12 protein-coding genes are annotated in these 18514 nt (G+C 63.7%); 3 read left to right on the top strand and 9 right to left on the bottom strand.

Translation table 11 applies throughout. The features are described 5' to 3' along the window. The first annotated feature begins 9 nt into the window (after nucleotides 1-9). Nucleotides 10-792: an ABC transporter ATP-binding protein gene (locus tag OHL12_RS04150; RefSeq protein WP_263412568.1), complete on the top strand. Its 783-nt coding sequence runs from the start codon at nucleotides 10-12 to the stop codon at nucleotides 790-792. A 181-nt stretch (nucleotides 793-973) separates the two neighbouring features. Beyond that, complete coding sequence (locus OHL12_RS04145) at nucleotides 974-3676, top strand: hypothetical protein (RefSeq protein WP_263412567.1); 2703 nt, start codon at nucleotides 974-976, stop codon at nucleotides 3674-3676. 46 nt (nucleotides 3677-3722) lie between these two features. Here OHL12_RS04145 and OHL12_RS04140 read toward each other — a convergent pair whose 3' ends face one another. From OHL12_RS04140 to OHL12_RS04115, 6 genes are all read right to left on the bottom strand, one after another. Continuing rightward, complete coding sequence (locus OHL12_RS04140; protein WP_263412566.1) at nucleotides 3723-5330, bottom strand: amino acid permease; 1608 nt, start codon at nucleotides 5328-5330, stop codon at nucleotides 3723-3725. Nucleotides 5331-5370: 40 nt separating this feature from the next. Further along, complete coding sequence (locus tag OHL12_RS04135; RefSeq protein WP_263412565.1) at nucleotides 5371-6924, bottom strand: APC family permease; 1554 nt, start codon at nucleotides 6922-6924, stop codon at nucleotides 5371-5373. A gap of 13 nt (nucleotides 6925-6937) precedes the next feature. Beyond that, nucleotides 6938-7630, bottom strand: coding sequence for a thiamine phosphate synthase (gene thiE / locus OHL12_RS04130; RefSeq protein WP_263412564.1), 693 nt, complete (start codon nucleotides 7628-7630; stop codon nucleotides 6938-6940). Between the two features lie 65 nt (nucleotides 7631-7695). Beyond that, nucleotides 7696-9075 (bottom strand): acetyl-CoA carboxylase biotin carboxylase subunit, encoded by a 1380-nt coding sequence (gene accC / locus OHL12_RS04125; RefSeq protein WP_263412563.1) that lies wholly within the window; start codon nucleotides 9073-9075, stop codon nucleotides 7696-7698. Between the two features lie 9 nt (nucleotides 9076-9084). Further along, nucleotides 9085-9591: an acetyl-CoA carboxylase biotin carboxyl carrier protein gene (accB, locus tag OHL12_RS04120; RefSeq protein ID WP_263412562.1), complete on the bottom strand. Its 507-nt coding sequence runs from the start codon at nucleotides 9589-9591 to the stop codon at nucleotides 9085-9087. Nucleotides 9592-9603: 12 nt separating this feature from the next. Further along, complete coding sequence (locus tag OHL12_RS04115; RefSeq protein WP_263412561.1) at nucleotides 9604-10716, bottom strand: M24 family metallopeptidase; 1113 nt, start codon at nucleotides 10714-10716, stop codon at nucleotides 9604-9606. A gap of 56 nt (nucleotides 10717-10772) precedes the next feature. Here OHL12_RS04115 and OHL12_RS04110 point away from each other — a divergent pair, with 56 nt between their 5' ends. Then, a complete protein-coding gene (locus tag OHL12_RS04110; protein ID WP_263412560.1) occupies nucleotides 10773-11654 on the top strand; it encodes a metallophosphoesterase in 882 nt (293 codons plus the stop codon). A 3-nt stretch (nucleotides 11655-11657) separates the two neighbouring features. On the opposite strand, the gene OHL12_RS04105 is transcribed toward OHL12_RS04110, so the two are convergent. From OHL12_RS04105 to OHL12_RS04095, 3 genes are all read right to left on the bottom strand, one after another. After that, on the bottom strand, nucleotides 11658-11903 hold the full coding sequence (locus tag OHL12_RS04105) for a helix-turn-helix domain-containing protein (protein ID WP_263412559.1): 246 nt from the start codon (nucleotides 11901-11903) through the stop codon (nucleotides 11658-11660). Between the two features lie 80 nt (nucleotides 11904-11983). Next, nucleotides 11984-13750 (bottom strand): AMP-dependent synthetase/ligase, encoded by a 1767-nt coding sequence (locus OHL12_RS04100; RefSeq protein ID WP_263412558.1) that lies wholly within the window; start codon nucleotides 13748-13750, stop codon nucleotides 11984-11986. Nucleotides 13751-13835: 85 nt separating this feature from the next. Then, nucleotides 13836-18380, bottom strand: a complete 4545-nt coding sequence (locus tag OHL12_RS04095; RefSeq protein WP_263412557.1) for a glutamate synthase-related protein — start codon at nucleotides 18378-18380, stop codon at nucleotides 13836-13838. Nucleotides 18381-18514: the final 134 nt, after the last annotated feature.

Raw genomic sequence — 18514 nt, 5'->3', positions numbered from 1 at the left:
CAAAGCATCATGGCAACAGCGACAATGAATGCACCTGCAACCGATGGCGTGACCTGTGTTCCCGGCGAAGTCATCGCTACGGACAACCTGTGGAAGACCTACCAGATGGGCGATCAGGAGGTGCACGCGTTGCGAGGCGTGAACCTGCGGATCCGCCATAGCGAGTACGTGGCGATTATGGGTCCGTCGGGCTCGGGCAAGAGCACGCTGATGAACCTGATCGGCTGCCTGGACTCGCCGTCGCAGGGCAGCTACTGCCTGAACGGACATGACGTTTCACGGCTGAACGACGACGAGCTAGCGCGCATCCGGAACAAGGAGATCGGGTTTGTCTTCCAGACCTTCAACCTGCTACCGCGCGCTACGGCACTGCACAACGTGGAGCTGCCGCTGATCTACAACGGAACCGCGGCGGAAGCTCGCATAAAGCGGGCGACCGAGGTGCTGGAGTCAGTGGGGCTTGGAACGCGCATGCACCACAAGCCGAACGAGATGTCGGGCGGACAGCGACAGCGCGTGGCGATCGCCCGCGCCCTGGTCAACTCGCCGTCAATCATCCTGGCTGACGAGCCCACGGGAAATCTGGATTCCAAGACCAGCCTGGAAATCATGGGGCTGTTCGCCGATCTGCACCGCAACGGCAACACGATTGTGCTGGTTACGCACGAGCCGGACATTGCCGAGTACGCCCACCGCGTTGTCACGATTCGCGATGGCGTAATTGCCAGCGATAAGCCCTCCTCCCGCATGTCGCCAACGGAAATGCTGGAAGGCGTCTCGCAGACGCAGTAGAGCTGCTGACGAACGCGCTGTTCCGCAACGCATCCGTCTGCCACGAAATGTCGTGACCAGTGGCACGTGTCTGCCGAGCCACCGCTTCCCTGCCAAACCAATGCGACGCACGCGGGAAACGCGTCGTCTAACAGGGAGCATGTTCGTAGGATCGCGTACAAGCAGGCTCGCGGGAGCGGGGTTGGCACTCGCAGCGCTGGGCGCGCTTTCCGCCTCCGCGCAGCAGGGCCGCTTCGACTTGCTGGGACCCAAAATCGACGTGCACGTGACGCGTGGGGATCGGTCTTTGCCGATCGCTTCCGTCCCCAACCTGCAGCCGGGAGACAAGCTGCAGGTGCACGCGGACCTGCCTCCCTCGCAGTCCGTTCATCTGCTGCTCGTCGTTGCGTTTCTGCGTGGGACGACGAATCCGCCCCCGGACAAGTGGTTCACGCGCATCGAGACGTGGAACAAGAAGACGCGGGCTGAAGGAGCGACGGTCACGGTTCCACCCGAGGCCGAGCAGGCCCTGATGTTTATCGCACCGGAGACGGGCGGTGACTTCTCCACCCTGCGCAATGCCGTGCAGGGCCGCCCGGGGACCTTTGTTCGCGCCTCGCAGGACCTGAACGAGGCCAGCTTTGAGCAGTCGCGCATTGAGCGGTACGTGCAGGCGCTGCAGCGGGTCCGGCCCAACTCGCCGGCCGACCTGCTTGACCACTCTCGCAAGCTGGCGGCGACGCTGAACCTGAAGCCGAACGATGAGTGCTTCAAGCGGCCTGCCGATGAACAACTCAGCTGCCTTCGGCAGAGCGGGACCTCGCTGCTGCTGGACGACGGCCACGGACAGACCCTGGCGCAGATGATCACGAATGGCGACACGTCGAACCTGATTGGCGCCGTTCAGGGTACGCCCATGGTTGCAAACACCGGCGCGGCCGCCTACAGCGCGTACGTGGGGACGGTGCTGGACCTGGTGCGCCTGATGACCGGCCTTCACACAGCGCACTTCCAGTACATTCCTGCGATCGCCTTCCCGAATGAGGATGCCCTGAACCTGCGGCTGAATGCGGCGCCGTCGTTCCACGATCCGAAGTCCGTGATTGTGATCGCGCTGCCAGCTATTCAGAAGGCTGTACCGCCGCCACTGCAGCCGCAGGACCCGGGTCACGTGTCGTGCCTGCTGCAGACCCGGATGGTGCTTCCGTTGAACGGCGCGCCGCTCGTGTTCGCGACGGGCTTTGCGCATGATCTGGTGCTGCACCTGGACCAGCCGGGGCCCGACGGCCGAACCGATTTGCCGTTGATTCCGGATGCGTTTGAAGGCGGCCTGGTGGTTGCCGGCGCAGACGAGCGCAAACCACTGGCCACCGCTGCTCCGCCCGCGCGGGATGCGCAGGGAGCGTCGCCTGCCACTTCGTCGGTGCCTGCAAGCCGGCCTGCGCTCGAGCATCAGGGCGGACCGGCAAGTACCCCTGGCCTTGGCGCGATGCATGCGGCTGCGCACAGCGGATCGGCGGACGATCCTATCACGATCAATGGCACAATCCGTGGCTATTGGGGCTTCGATCCGTTTGTAGGTTTGACAGTTCCCTTGCAGCAGCGTGTCGGAACTGACTGGACCGCAGCGCCGCGAACGGAGCTGTTTGCAGGACGCACCAACACGCTGGTTCTGCGGTCAACGGGCACGGGGTGTACCGAGCAGGTGCTGGTGCAGAACGACGGCGGCACACGGCGGCTGGACTGGCACGCGGAGCGCGACGGCACGCCCAATGCGCTGGACGTCGTGTTGCCCCTGGAACATGCCGCGCCGGGCGGTATCACGCTGCAGATCAAACAGTATGGCAATGCTCCGATGCAAAGAGTGCAGGTGACCGCGTACTCGGACGTGACACGGCTGCGGGAGCTGCGCCTGCATGCGGGCGACACGTTCGGCACGCTAACGGGCACGGGATTGCAAGAGGTGCAGGGCGGCACGATGGAAGGCAATGCGCTGCAACCGGCAGAGCCGAACGGCGATGGCACAAGCCTGCGTCTCAACCTGCAGCCGGACACGCAGGATCCGAAGAGCAAGCCGAAGCGCAACTTCAAAGCTGGCGATCACGGCCCGGCAACGCTTACGCTGCGGGACGGCAGGGTTCTTACGACCGGCTATGTGGTGGATGCGGCGCGGCCGTCTGTGACGGTTCTGAACCGGACCGCGACAGAACTGCCGGGCGATACAGGTCTGCCGCTAGCATTGAACGATGTTGATGCGCTGCCACTGCACAGCAAGGTGACGGTGGCGCTGCGCGCCGGGTCACCCTCAAAGTTCAGCCGCTCTGAGAAGGTTGAGGTCGGAACAGTCGACGGGACGCTGCATACGGAGTTGACCCTTGCAGACGGTTCGGTTGTGCTGCAGGATAGCCGCACCGCGCTGGCGTTTCTCAATCCGGAGAAAGCGTTTGGTGCCTCCGCGTTTGGTCCGCTGCAGTTCCGAGTGGTCACAGCGGAAACAGCGTCGGATTGGCAGCCTCTCGGCACCCTGGTGCGGACGCCCACGGTTCAGCAGGTAACCTGCCCTGCTCATCCGGCTCATGGAGCGAGCGCCGCGCCTGCAACGACTGCTGCCTCTCAGTCGCAGGAGGGCAGCACGTTCGCTCCTGAAACGCCTTGCGTTCTCACCGGTGCGAACCTTTTCCTGATTGCATCCATCTCGTCCGATGCGAGCTTCAGCAAAGCGATCGAAGTGCCGGAAGGCTTCGCCGCCGATACGCTGCGGGTGCCGCGACCGGCGGACGGACATACGCTGTACCTGCGACTTCGCGATGATCCAGAACACGCCGCCTCGGTAACGCTGGAGACGGCAACACGATCGACGGCCATCGGCCAGAGTATCCCCACAAGCGAGAAGAGGCGGCCCTAAAAGGACCGCCTCTCTGAATTTCGACTCGTAGCGATTCAGTGCCGCGCTAGTCCAGTGCCGGCAACAGGCCAGCGGCCCGCTTCTGCACCACGCTGTGACGACGGCCGTATGAGAAGTAGACCACCAGGCCGATGACGAGCCAGATGATCAGACGCGCCCAGTTCAACCAGCCCAACTTGATCATCATGTAGCCGTTGAATACCACGCCGAGGATGGGCACCAGTGGAACTAGTGGTGTGCGGAACGGACGTACCCGGTCCGGCTCCGTCCGGCGCAGGATCACGATGGCGATGCAAACGATGACGAAGGCCAGCAGGGTGCCGATATTCACCATCTTGCCGATGTCATCGATGGGCGTGAGAGCGCCGACGACGCCGGCCAGCGTACCCACCAGGAACGTGTTCCGGAAGGGCGTGCGGAAGCGCGGGTGGATTTCAGCAAAGAACCGCTTCGGCAGCAGCCCGTCGTTCGCCATGGCGTAGAGCACGCGGGTCTGCCCCAGCAGCATCACCAGCATCACGGAGGTCAGGCCAGCAAGCGCTCCCAGCGTGATGATGTCGCTTGCCCAGACCAGGTTGCGGTCGAGAAAGGCTCGTGCAATCGGCGCCTCGATGTTGACCTGCGCCCAGGGCACCATGCCGGTGAGCACGGCCGCCACGCCGATGTAGAGCAGCGTACAGACCAGAAGCGAGGCGATGATGCCGATGGGCAGATCGCGCTGCGGGTTCTTGGCTTCCTGCGCCGTAGTGGAAACCGCGTCGAAGCCGATGTACGCGAAGAAGATGTACGCGGCGCCGGCACCGATGCCGCCGAAGCCGTAAGGCGCAAAGGTGTGCCAATCGTGGCCCCAGTTCGCCGCGCTCACGTAGTGAGCACCCAGGCCCAGCACGAAGAGCACCACCGCAACCTTGATCACAACGATGGTTGCGTTGAACTTCGCACTCTCCTTGATGCCGATGGCGAGGATGGTGGTGACGACGAGCGCGATGAGAAATGCCGGCAGGTTAATGCCGATCTCGTGGCCGGCAATCGTGGGTGCGCCGAGCACCTGGTGCGCACGCGTCAGCATGTCTGCGGTGGGGGCTGCCTTCAGTGCGCCGAGTTTCGCGATGTACTCCTGCGATCCAACGGCGAGCGATGAGAACTGCACACTCAGCACCGAACGTGCTACCTGATCGAGCGCGACACCCAGCCCCGTCCAATGGTCGTAAGCGAGCCACAGGGGAAAGCGGATGTGGAAGATCTCCATCAGCTCGATGAAGTGATTGGACCAGCCGGAACTGACGGTGCTGGCGCCCATGGCGTATTCCAGCGTCAGGTCCCAGCCGATGATCCAGGCGATCAGCTCGCCCAGCGTCGCATAGGCGTAGGTGTAAGCCGAGCCCGCCAGCGGGATCATGGCGGCGAACTCCGCGTAGCAAAGGCCGGCAAACGCACAGCCAAGGCCGCTGAGCACAAACGACAGCATGAGGCCCGGGCCGGCGTAGTGCGCGCCCAGACCGGCCAGCACAAAGATGCCGGCGCCGATGACCGCTCCGATGCCGAGCGCGGTCAGTTGAAACGGGCCCAGCGTTCGCTGCAGCGTGTGAGATCCCTCTTCGTGGGCCTCCGAGAGCAGCGCCGTCATGGACTTGCGGGCGAAAATATTGGGCATCGCGGTAGAGTGCTCCTCCGAAGGGTGGTGCAGACTGCTGCTACAGATCTGAAAGGTTGGCGCGACTTCTGGTGCGCCAGAAGAAATAAACCGGCAATCCAAGCAGCACGATCATGAGACCGGGCCAGGTGTACTGGGGTTTGTATCGCAAGAGTACAACACAGATGAACAGAGCGAGAACGATGTACAGGGCGGGTAGCACCGGATAGCCGATTGCACGGTACGGTCGCGGCGCATCCGGGCGAGTACGGCGCAGGCGGAACAGTGCGACCAGAGTGAGCACGTAAAAGACCAGTACTGCGAAGATGACGTAGTCCAGCAGTTGACCGTAAGACCCGGAGAGGCACAGCAGCGCGGTCCAGGCGAACTGCACCCAGAGGCTGGTGACGGGAACCTGGGATCTACTGAGCCTGCCTGCTGCCTTGAAGAACAGGCCATCCGCACTCATGGCGTAGTACACGCGCGCGCCGGCAAGCACCATGCCGTTCACACAACCAAGGGTGGATATCAGAATGACGAGCGCCATGATGCGGGCCCCGTATCCGGCGAAGGCCTGCTCCATGACCGCGGTGGCCACGCGATCTTCGCTGGCAAACTGGATGCCGCGGCCGAGAATGGTTGAAGCATTCGGATCGCCGTGCAGCGGCAATACCGCGAGATAGATGAAGTTCACGGCAATGTACAGCAGGAGCACGATGCCGGTGCCAATCGCGAGCGAGAGCGGCAGGTTGCGGCGCGGGTTCTCAATCTCACCCGCGGTGAAGGTCACGTTGTTCCACGCGTCGGACGAGAACAGCGATCCCACCTGGACCACCGCGATGACGGTAAGGATGCCAACCATTGCGGCGGGGCCGCCCTCGCCTACAGTGACTGGGTGCAGCGTGGACCAGCTGGCGCCATGCCAAAAGTTGCCGTTAGCAAAGTTGGCTGCGATCGCACTCGCGTTGCGAGCAAAGAGGCCGAACAGCACGACAAATCCGAGCGCCAGCAACTTGGCCGAAGTGAAGATGTTCTGGATCAACGCTCCCAGCCGGACACCAATGCTGTTCAGCGCGGTCAACAAGGCGAGCAGCAGGATCGAAACCAGGTTGGCGGTGGAGAGGCCGAAATCCATGTTGCCCAGCACCATGGGGCCGACGTGCAGCGCGGGGACATGACCTCCGTGCCAGAGCCAAGCCTTGGTGGAGATGGACGGGAAAAACACACCCAGAAATTTGGAGAACGCAACGGCCACCGCGGCAATCGTTCCAGTCTGGATGACGAGGAAGAGTGTCCAGCCATAGAGGAAGCCCCACAGCGGACCGAGGCCTTCGCGCAAGTAGACATATTGCCCGCCCGCCTTGGGCATCATGGCCGCCAGCTCGCCATAGCTGAGGGCGCCGATCAGGGTCATCACAGCAGTCAGCAGCCAGGCAGCAATCAGCAGTGCCGGGGAGTTGACCACTCGGGCCATGTCGGAAGAGACGATGAAGATGCCCGACCCAACCATGGAGCCTGCAACGATCGCCGTGGCGGAAAACAGGCCAAGGCCCTTGACGAGGTGCTGGCTGGGAGCGGTATCAGCCGAGGCACTGCTTTGCGGAGAGGTAACCACGTGTAGGTTGGTTTTACTTCAAACGAGCGAGAAAGTCTTGCGCTCTGCCGGTGACGCCGTCCAGGTCGCTGCCGGGCAGCAGCGCCGAGATGACAGCGACCGAATCTGCGCCAGCCATCTCAACCGCGCGGGCATCCCCCAAACCGATGCCGCCGATGGCGACAAGTGGGCCAGGCATCACGGCACGGGCGGCTTGAACGCCGCAGAGGCCAACCACGGGATCAGCGTCGGCCTTGGTGGACGTCGCAAAGACCGGACCAATGGCGACATAATCCACATCGCTGTTTCGTTGCAGCAGAGCTTGGTCGGCGGAGTGCGTGGAGACACCGAGCAGGCGTTGCGGTCCGAGCAGATCGCGTGCCTGCTGCACCTCCTGATCGGTTTGCCCGATGTGCGCCCCATCGAAGTCGCACGCTTCGACCAGATCGGGACGGTCGTTCAGGATGAGAAAGGCCTCGTCGCGTGGGAAGATCGCGCGAAGGTCGCGGGCGTTTCGAAGCAGATCGTCGTCACCTGCGAGCTTGTCCCGGTACTGAACGAGACGAACGCCGGCGCCAAGCCAGGCAACGGCGACGTCGCGAATGTCGAGATTGCGTCGCGCGCAGGTCTCTCGATCAAGGATGGCGTACAAGCGCAGCGATGGTTCGTGCGCCGCGATGGCGCGGGCAAAGCGCGTCCGAATTGTGGTGAGATCGTGCGGGCTCATTGGGCCTGACTCAGGATGCTTGCGGGCGCGATCGACTGGACCGCGCAACGGCGCAAGCAAACGCGTTAGAGCTTCTCCGCCGCTTCGGCCTTGCGCTTCGCTTCGGCTTCAAGGAAGCGCTCCATGAACTTCGTGTCGAAGTCGCCGCGACGGAAGTCCGGATCGGCGAAGATCTTCTGCTGCAGCGGCACCGTGGTGTAAATGCCTTCGACCACGAACTGCGACAAGGCACGCTGCATGCGGTTCATCGCCTCTTCGCGGTCCTTGCCGTGGCAGATGACCTTGGCGATCATGCTGTCGTAGTAGGGCGGCACCACGCCTTCGCTGTACTGCGCCGTGTCGACGCGCACACCGTTGCCACCCGGCAGGTTGAACGCCGTGATCTTGCCGGCCGATGGGGTGAACTTCTCTGGGTGCTCGGCGTTGATGCGGCACTCGATAGCGTGTCCGCGAATGACCGGACGCTCCGGAACGATGCTGCTGAGCTTTTCACCGCTGGCGATGCGAAGCTGCGCCTTTACCAGGTCGACGCCCGTGATGAACTCTGTCACCGGATGCTCCACCTGGATGCGGGTGTTCATCTCGATGAAGTAGATCTCGCCGTCCTCGTCCATGAGGAACTCGATGGTGCCGGCATTCCAGTAGCCGATCTCGCGCAAGGACCGTTCGATGACACCGCCCAGGCGGGCGCGTGTTTCCGGCGTGATCTGGAGTGATGGAGCTTCTTCGATCAGCTTCTGGTGGCGGCGCTGGATGGAGCACTCGCGCTCGCCCAGCGACATCACGTTGCCATGCTCATCGGCCAGCACCTGGAACTCGATGTGGCGTGGGCGCTCAATGAACTTCTCCATGTAGAGGTCGCCGTTGCCGAAGGCGTTGAGCGCTTCCTGCGAGGCCTGGTTGTACAGGCCGGGCAGTTCATCGGCAGACCGCACGATGCGCATGCCGCGTCCTCCACCGCCGGCAACCGCCTTGAGAATGACGGGGTACCGAACGGTGTCTGCCCATGCTAGCGCTTCTTCAACGGAACCGATCACGCCGTCGGAGCCGGGCAGGATTGGCACCTGGGCGGCCTTCATGGTCTGACGCGCGGTGGACTTCTCACCCATCATGCGCGTGACTTCAGGGCGAGGTCCGATGAACTTGATGTTTGATGCACGGCACACTTCGGCGAAGTTGGCATTCTCGCTGAGCAGGCCGTAGCCGGGGTGGATTGCGTCGACGTCGGTGATCTCAGCCGCGCTGATGACGGCTGGAACGTTCAGGTAGCTCTCTGCGGAACGCGGCGGACCGATGCAGATGGCTTCGTCGGCGAAACGAACGTGCAGGCTGTTGCGGTCTGCCTCCGAGTACACGGCGACCGTCTTGATGCCGAGTTCCTGGCAGGCGGAGATGACTCGCAGAGCGATCTCGCCACGGTTGGCGATCAGGACTTTCTTGAACATGCGCTGGACCTACCGCGCCTTGACGGCGAACAGGGGTTGACCGTACTCCACGGCACTGCCGTTCTTCGCGATGATGCGGACGACCTCGCCGGCCACATCGCTTTCGATCTCGTTCATCAGCTTCATCGCTTCCACGATGCAAAGCACCTGGCCAACCTCGACCGTGTCGCCGACCTTGATGAAGGGCTGCGCACCTGGCGCTGAGCTTTCGTAGAAGGTGCCAACGATCGGCGATTTGACCACGTGAGCGGTGTCTTCCTCTACCGCCGGCGGTGTGGTGGGAGCCGCCGCTGGTGCTGCTGCGTGCGCCGCGACTGCAGGCGCTGGCGTGCCCGGCAGGTGTGCCGGTGCGGGCATCGCATACGTCACCGCGGGCGCTGCGGCAGGCTGTGAAAACGCGCTCTCAAACTTCAGTCGTACGTGCTGGTCTTCGCGATCCAGTTCGAACTCAGCGATTCCGCTTTCCTTCAGGAACTGAACCAGTTCCCGCAGTTCCAGCATGTTCATGTCTGCCATCTCTGTCCTTTGCTACAGCTCCAGCCAGCCCTTATAGGCCGGCGTCAAAATCTCGCAACCCTCTTCGGTCACCCGCACCGTATCTTCGATGCGGACTCCAAACTCACCGGTCAGATACACACCCGGCTCAATTGTGATCACCATCCCGGCACACAGCGGCTCCGTCTGCTTTGCCGCAATCCGTGGACCTTCGTGGATCTCCAACCCCAGGCCATGCCCGGTGGAGTGGGTGAACCACTTCGCCAAGCCGGCCGCCTTCAAACTGTTTCGCGCCGCAGTATCGACCGCCTCGGCTGTGACACCGTGGCGTACGGACGCGACCGCTGCTTCCTGCGCCGCCAACACAGCTTCAAACACCTCGCGCTGCCGACGCTGCCGAACACGCGAAGTTCCCTGGCCTACCTGCAGGGTCCTTGTCATGTCGGAACAATATCCATCGAGCATGATACCGAAGTCGAGCGTGAGCAACGCACCTGCTTCGATGCGGTTTGCGGTCGCGCGGGCATGCGGCATGCTTGAGCGAGTTCCCGAGGCCACGATCGTCTCAAAGCTCATGCCCTCTGCACCGGCTTTGCGGGCACGGTACTCCAGCTCGGCTGCCACCTCGACCTCGGTCATGCCGGGCTCGATGAAGGTCAGCATGCCGTCATACAACTCGCAGCCCAGTCGCGCCGCCGCGGCCAGGCGCTCCTGTTCAATGTCGTCCTTCACCTCGCGCAAACGGGCGACCGGAGACACAACGGCGCGCAGCCGGCACGGGCTATGTGTCCCTTTCAAAATCTTGACGATCTGCTTCTGCGCGGCGATCGAGGTGTGCGCAGCGTCCACGTCGCAGCGCACAGCACCCGCGGCGGCGAGCCACTTTGCAGCGGCGGGCAGTGGGCTCCCACGCGTGATGGTGACAGACGCGCCGGTGACTTCGGACGCAGCCTGATCACGGTATCGACCGTCAGTGAACAAACGGCCGCGCAGACCCCGCGGCCCCACAACGATTGCAAGCGCAGCGCTGGAGCCGGTGAAGCCGCAGAGATAGCGCACGTCTGGCAGATGCGTCACCAGCAGCGCGGCGCTTCCGTTGCGGCGCAGGTGATCGGCAAGTCGCTTCCAGCGTAGGCGTTCCAGCACCTCTTCATCTTAGCCGGGAGCAACGCACCGGCGGCCTGTCCACCTACAATGGATAGATGGAGCAAACGGCGCGCAGCCGCGTTCTTTCCCTGCACCGGCCGAACCGTCGCGAGTTCCTGGTAGGCGCTGCGGCCATCGCGGCAAGCGGGCTGCTGCTGGACGCAACTGCCATTGACCGGCACCACCTCGTCGTCGAGCACCAGGCGCTGCATCTCCGTCGCCTTCCTACTGCGTTCCATGGCCTGCGCATCTGCCAGATCTCTGATTTTCACCACCGTGGCTACGCCGAGGACGATTACCTGCGTGAGGTGGTGAGCACCGTGAACGCACTGAAGCCAGCAGTCGTGGCGCTGACCGGCGACTTCATCACTGCGCACGGCAATCCTTTCGGCCCCTGGCGCAAGGCGATGCCTGTGTGCGCCGAGATCCTGAGCGGCCTGAAGGCGCCCCTGCGCCTCTGTACGCTCGGCAACCACGATTGCATCAACCTGCCCTTTGTGACGAGATGCCTTCGTCAACGCGGACTCACCGTGCTGTACAACCGCCATATCGCGGTGGACGCGGGCGGCGATCGGCTATGGTTCGCCGGCACGGCCGACGCCTACTTCGATTTTCCCGATCTGGCCCAAACCGTCCCAGTTGCAAAGGAGCGCGAACCCGTGATCCTGCTGGGACATGAACCCGACTTTGCCGATGTGGTGAAGCAGTACGGTGGGGTCGACGTGATGCTTGCCGGCCATTCTCACGGCGGGCAGGTGCGGCTACCCGGCGTAACGGAGGCGTTTCTGCCGGTGATGGGACGGCGCTATGTGCGTGGACTCTTTCAGCTCGGCGACTTGCAACTGTACGTCAATCGTGGAATCGGTGCGGTGCACCTGCCGATCCGCTTTCGTTGCCCGCCGGAGATCACGCTGTTCACGCTGGAACCGGCAGCGTAAGGTTCAGCGCGCGGATCGTGCCGGCTTCTTTGCTTCGGGAGAGGCTGGCTCAGGAATAACGCCGCTTTCGCGTTCCATCCAGCGATCCAACAGGTCGCGCTTGAAACGCCAGCGGTTCCCCAGCTTGAACGCCGGCACGACGCCTTCGGAGGCGTAGCGATACAGCGAATCCGCGCTGATGCCGAGATACGCCGCCGCTTGCCGGATATCCATGACCTCTCGCGGAACGATCTGAGCGGCGCTCTTCATGCGTGTTGTCGTTGTACCGTGAGCCTCGGATAGCCTGCAAGCGAAAACATGCGGGCCGCATCCTGTATCGAACTTCGGCTTTACCCCTCTGCCTCCGCGCCGGCACCACTGTACATCTCTTCGATCACGTCCTTGTACCGTTCCACCACGACGCGACGCTTCAATTTGAGGCTCGGCGTCAGGTACCCGGATTCCGGTGTCCACTCGTCTGGAACGAGGCGGAAGCGCTTGATCTTCTCCCATGGTGAAAGGTCGTGGTTCACGCGATCGACCTCCTGCTGGTACAGAGCAATCACGCGAGGGTCTCGTACCAGCGCTGCCCGGTCCTTGGTGTCGATCCCCTGCTTCTGCGCCGTCTCTTCCAGCACAGCGAAGTTGGGTGCAATCACCGCACTGATGTACTTGCGGCGATCCCCCTGCAACGCGACGAAGCCGATCGACGAAGACACCTTGAGTCGGTTCTCAATGGGCTGCGGGGCCACGAACTTGCCGCCGGTGGTCTTCAGCAGCTCGCGCTTTCGGTCGGTGATGGAAAGATAGCCATCCTTATCGATGTTGCCCACATCGCCGGTGCAGAAGAAGCCGTCCTCGGTGAACACAGCCGCCGTGGCTTCCGGCTTGTTCCAATAACCCTTGAAGACGCTGGGGCCGCGCACCAGCAGTTCTCCATCATCCGCGATGCGGCACTCCAGATTCGGCATCGTCTGACCAACCGTTCCCAGCTTGTTGGCGCCCGGCCGGTTCACGCCGATCACAGGCGAGGTTTCCGTCAGACCGTAGCCCTCGAAGATAGGGATACCGGCGTCGGCAAACCAGCGCGCCAGATCGATGCCCAGCGGAGCTCCGCCTGCGACGAAGGTATGCACCCGGCCGCCAAAGGCGTCGCGCAGTTTCGAGTAGACAAGCTTGTCGGCCAGCTTCCACTGGAGCGAGCCCGGCGTCTCTCGCTGCGCCACCGTGTTGCGATGGGCAGCGCCCGTGCGAATGGCCCAGTCGAAGATTTTCACCTTCAGACCGCCGGATTTGTGTGCCTTGCCTTCTGCCGACTGCCGCACCCGCTCGTACACACGCGGCACCGCGACAAAGATCGTCGGCTTCACGTCTGCCATGGCAGGCAGCACGCGCTCCGCACGGCTCACATAGGCGATCGTCACGTTGTCTGCGTAGAAGAGGTAATCGATATGCCGGGCGGTTACGTGCGACAGAGGCAGAAACGAAACGGCCACATCGTCCTGGTTGAAGTGGTAGATCTCGGTGGTCATCGACAGATTCGAAGCGATGTTCCCGTGCGACAGCATCACGCCCTTCGCGTCGCCGGTGGTGCCCGAGGTGTAGATCAGCGTCGCCAGGTCATCCGGCTGGATCGTGGCGCGGATCGCATCGAAGTCGGCGTCGCGCGTGGCTGGCTCGTCCCCTGCAACGAGGGGCGCGAGCGCAATGGTTCCTTCCGATGCGTCCATGCTGACGATCGTCTGAACCGAACCCTGTACTTTCTTCGCCACCTCTGCGGTAGAGACAAACGCAAGCTTCGCGCCAGAGTCCCGGATCTGCGCTGCCGTTTGCTCCGCGCTCAGCGTTGGGAACATGGGCGCATCGACAAGGCCCAGCGCCAGGCAGGCAAAATCGACCACGGCCCATTCCCAGCGATTCTCTGCCAGCAGCGCAACGCGGTCGCCTTTTTGCAGCCCCTGCGCCTGCAGCCAGGCAGCGAGCCGGCGTACGCGCCAGTACAGCGCATCTCCGCTGATCGGCTTCCACTCACCGCTGTGTTCCTGGGAGAGAATGACCCGTTTGCTGCCGCGCGCTGCGACGCGCGAAAACACATCGTTCAATGTTGCCAACTGCATGAAGCCGCCTGTGCGGGCTGCTGGAATGGTGCGCCCACATGGGCTTTGCCGCAGCCTCGACACAGGTCATGCTACATGCGAGGGCCTATGCTTGCGGCACCGGGGTGAAGCAAACGAAGTGCTGTGCCAGCTCGTCCCAGCGTGCCAGCAGCGACGCGGCGCAAGAACTGCCCGTCTCTGCCTGATGTTCTTCCAGCAGTTGACGCAGGTTGTTCTGCGCCTCTGTGGATGTGTCTGCAAAGCGGGTCGGCGAAAGGAAATCAGCATGAAAGCGATCTTTCCCCAGCAGACTTCCGTCGATGTCGTTGACCCAGGCGGTTCCGCCGGTCATGCCTGCGCCGAAATTCAGACCCACCGGCCCAAGCACCACCACGGTTCCGCCGGTCATGTATTCGCAGCCGTGGTCGCCCACGCCCTCCACCACGGCAGTGGCTCCACTGTTCCGCACGGCAAAGCGCTCACCCGCACGACCCGCGGCGAACAACTTGCCACCGGTGGCGCCGTACAGCGAGACGTTGCCCAGGATGACGAAGCCGCTCGAGTCCTGAGCCGCCAGACCACGCGCGCGAATGCTGATCGTGCCGCCGCTGAGGCCCTTTCCGACGAAGTCGTTCGCCTGGCCTTCCAGCGCCAAGTGCATGCCCGGCGTGATGAACGCGCCGAACGACTGTCCGGCGGTGCCTTCCAGGTCGATGCGAATGTCGGGCGTGGGGAGCGGAGACTCCGCCGCTGCCTGCACCACCGCAAGCTCGCCGGCGATCCGCGCGCCCACGGCACGGTCGCGATTGGCGATGTGTCCGCTGGCCCGGAACGGCTCGCCCAGGGTTGCCGCACGCACAGCCGGCTCGATCCATGCGTCGTCCAGGGCAGCCTGCCGTTCGGGACGGTCGTTCCGCACATCGGCCCAGCGCCTTGGACCGTCGCCCACATCAGCGAGCATCGGCCGGAGGTCCAGCCCGGCGTCATGCCGCACCTGCTCCAGCAAATCGACACGGCCGATGGCGTCCTCCAGGCTGGGGAGGCCGTAGCGAGCCAGCGTCTGCTGCAGGTCCGCGGCGAGCTGCTCAAAGAAGCGCACCACGTGCTCCGGCCTGCCGCGGAAGCGCGCGCGCAGTTCCGGGCGCTGCGTTGCGATGCCGGTAGGACAGGTGTTCAGGTGGCACTGCCGGGCCATGTCACAGCCCAGCACAACCAGGACCGCAGTGCCAAAGGCGTACTCGTCTGCACCCAGGAGCGCGGCAATCAGAACATCGCGGGCTGTGGAGAGGCCGCCATCCGTACGCAGCCGCACGCGGCCGCGCATGCCGTTCTGCCGCAGGGTCTGCTGTGCCTCGGCGAGGCCCAGCTCCCAGGGATTTCCGGCGTACTTGATGCTGGACAGCGCGGCCGCACCCGTACCGCCGGTGTTTCCGGCGATCACGATGTAGTCCGCATAGGCCTTGGCCACGCCGGCCGCAACCGTGCCCACGCCACAGCTCGACACCAGCTTGACGCCGACGGCGGCACGCTTGTTCACGCGCTTCAGATCGTGGATGAGCTCCGCGAGATCTTCGATGGAATAGATGTCATGGTGCGGTGGCGGCGAGATGAGCGGCACGCCTTGCTGGGCATGGCGAAGCCGCGCGATCAGGCCCGAGACCTTGTGCCCCGGCAGCTGTCCGCCTTCTCCGGGCTTGGCACCTTGCGCCACCTTGATCTCGATCTCTTCGGCGTGCGCGAGGTACTCTGCGGTTACGCCGAAGCGGCCGCTGGCAACCTGCTTGATCTTGTTGTTCAGGTGCGTATGGACGGCCGGAGCCTCGACCATCGGCTCTGCAATCGCCACGCCTCCCTCCGAACCCTTGGGTGCTGGCCTGTCGACAAACGCGGCGGGCTCTCCAGGCATTGGGACGCGCCGGTTGCCCGGGTGAGGCCGATACACGTCGGAGTCTTCCCCGCCCTCGCCCGTGTTGGACTTGCCGCCCAGCATGTTCATCGCAATCGTGATGGTCGAGTGCGCTTCAGGGCTGAGGGAGCCGAGCGACATGGCGCTGGCCGCAAACCGCGAGAAGAAGGCGTTCGGCGCCGGCATCTTCTCGATCGCGATCTCTGGACCGGCCGGTCGAATCTCCAGCAGGTCGCGCAGCGTGGTTGCGCCGTTGCTCTGCATTTCAGAGCTGAACACGCGGAACTGCTCGGCCGGGTTGGCCGGCAGAGGCACATTGCGAGCGGTGCCGACAACGCTCTGCAGGGCCTTCACGTGCCCCGGAGCCCAGGCGTGCGGCTCGGCTTCGTCGGCGCGCCGGAACTTGACCCAACCATAGTCGGGCAGGTCGGCAAGACCCTTTGCGTCGACGCGGGGCTGTGCGCCCCACTGATGACGGATGGCATCTTCGATGTCGTGCAGGCCGATGCCGCCCAGCGGCGCGGGGGTCTGCGGGAAGCAACGCTCCACCACCTCGCGGCTCAGGCCCAGAATGTCGAACTGGTACGCGCCGCGATAACTGTCCACGACACTGATGCCCATCTTGGACATGATCTTGGCCAGACCGGCGTCGAACGCCTTCAGCATGCGGATTTCGGGCTCGTTGGGGTTGGTTCCCTCCGGTGCGCTGGCGCGGGCGGTTTCCAGTGCCAGCCACGGACAAACCACACCCGCGCCGTAGCCGATCAGCACGGCCGCGTGATGCACATCGCGAACGTCGCCGGCCTCTGCCGCGATGCCCGTGTGGGTGCGCAAGCCGGCCTTCACCAGAGCGTGATGCACCACAGACACGGCGATCGCCATAGGGATCGGAAGTTCGTCTGCCGAAGCGTGACGATCGCTGATCAGCAGCAGTTCGCAACCGTTCCGAACAAGCTCGATCGCGTTTGCACACAGGGCCTCAACACCGGTGGCTAGCGAGAAATCTTTGCTGAAGACACACTTCAACTCACGCAGTCGAAGTGTGTCGTTGTGCGGATACTTGCCCTGACGCAGAGCATGCAGCTTGCCGACCGAAAGAAACGGCGACCGGAGCGAGATGCCGGGCAGCGCAGCGTGCCGGTCCAGCAGGTGCGACCACGGCCCAAGGCGGGTGTGCAGCGAAACCACGATCGCCTCACGCAGCGGATCGATGGCGGGATTGGTTACTTGCGCGAAGCGCTGCCGGAAGTACGAGTACAGCGGCCGCGGCGAACGGGCCAGGTACGCCAGGGGCGTATCGTCTCCCATGGACCACACGGCGTCCTTGCCCTCGGCGAACATGGGCTGCAGCACCATGCGGACGTCTTCCTTGGTGTATCCGAAGTTCGACTGCGCGCGCTGCACGGCGGCGATGTCCGTCGGGGGCAGGTCGACCCATTGCGCCTCGATCGTCCGCTCATCCAACAGAGCCGCGTATACGGGGTCGGTGTCGAACAGATCAAGCAGGGCCTTATTCTCATACACCTGCTGCGCCTCGAGATCGACGACCAGCATCTGGCCGGGACCGAGGCGACCACTGTGAATAACCTGCTCCGGATCGAGGTCGACCAGGCCCGCCTCAGAACCGGCGACGACCAGGCCATCGGCGGTGAAGGCGTAACGGCTTGGCCGCAGACCATTGCGGTCCAGAGCTGCACCCACGTAGCGGCCGTCGGTGAAGCCCAGTGCGGCAGGACCATCCCAGGGCTCCGCCGTGTCGCGATGGTACTCCAGAAAGGCGCTCCGGCGCTCGGTTACGGCAGGCGGCAAGAGAATGCGGACGGCCTCCGCGATGTTGCGGCCGTTGCGCGTCAGCAGCTCTACCGTTTCGTCCAGCGACGTGGAGTCAGTGCCGTCAGTGGTAAGGATCGGCTGGCACTCTTGAGGCAACGTGGAGTAGCGCGCCTCCATGCGGGCGCGATTACCCCAAACGGTGTTGATCTCGCCGTTGTGGGCCAGCATGCGGCCGGGTTGGGCACGGTGCCACGCCGGCGTGGTGTTGGTGGCGTAGCGCTGGTGGAAGAGCGCGAAGGAAGTCGTAAAACGCTCGTCTGCAAGGTCGGGGTAGAACTCGCTCAGGGTACGGCCGAGACAGAGCGATTTGTACACGATGGTTCGCGCGGAAAGGCTCGCTACGTAGCCGTGCGTTTCACCGGCCTCAAAGCGCCGCTCATAGGCTTTGCGCGCCAGGTATAGGCGCCGCTCGGTGGCCTCAATTGCGTCGCCGCTCTCGTCCGTGACCAGCAGGTGGCGCAGCACCGGCATGGAACCGAGCGCGATCTCTCCAAGCACGCCTGGGTTGACGGGGACCTCACGCCAGCCGCACACCCGCAAGCCCTGCTCCGTCACACAATGCTCCAGCATGGCGGCGTCCGCTTCGGCGGAGTCGTGCGGAAACATGCAAACTGCCACGCCCAGCGGCAAAGCCGCGTCAAGCGCGAGTCCGGTGCTGTCCAGCAGAAGCTGGCGCGGGACGGCCGCGGTCACGCCAACGCCGTCCGAGCTCTTCCCGTCAGCCGCGACGGCGCCACGATGCGCCAGGCGCGCTAGCGCGGTGAGCGCTTTGGAGAGGATCTCGTGGGAGGGCTGGTTCGAGCGGGATGCGACGAAGCCGACGCCGCAGGAATCGCGCTCAAAACGCGGGTCCAGAAGGGACGGGGTCACTCGCGAGTCAGCCTGACGGCGTACCGAAAAAGATGCGGCCATACTTCATCCTAACTGCCAAATGCGGCAATGACACTTCCGGTTCACAGCGATGTTGCCGAACGCCGAGCAGGGACTTGCCCTGCGGCGCCGGGACTTGGAGTTTGCGGGAGGTCTGTGTATATTTATACATAGTC

The sequence above is a fragment of the Terriglobus aquaticus genome (genome assembly GCF_025685415.1).
GTDB classification, from domain to species: domain Bacteria; phylum Acidobacteriota; class Terriglobia; order Terriglobales; family Acidobacteriaceae; genus Terriglobus; species Terriglobus aquaticus.
This window is presented reverse-complemented; position numbering and strand designations above follow the sequence as displayed.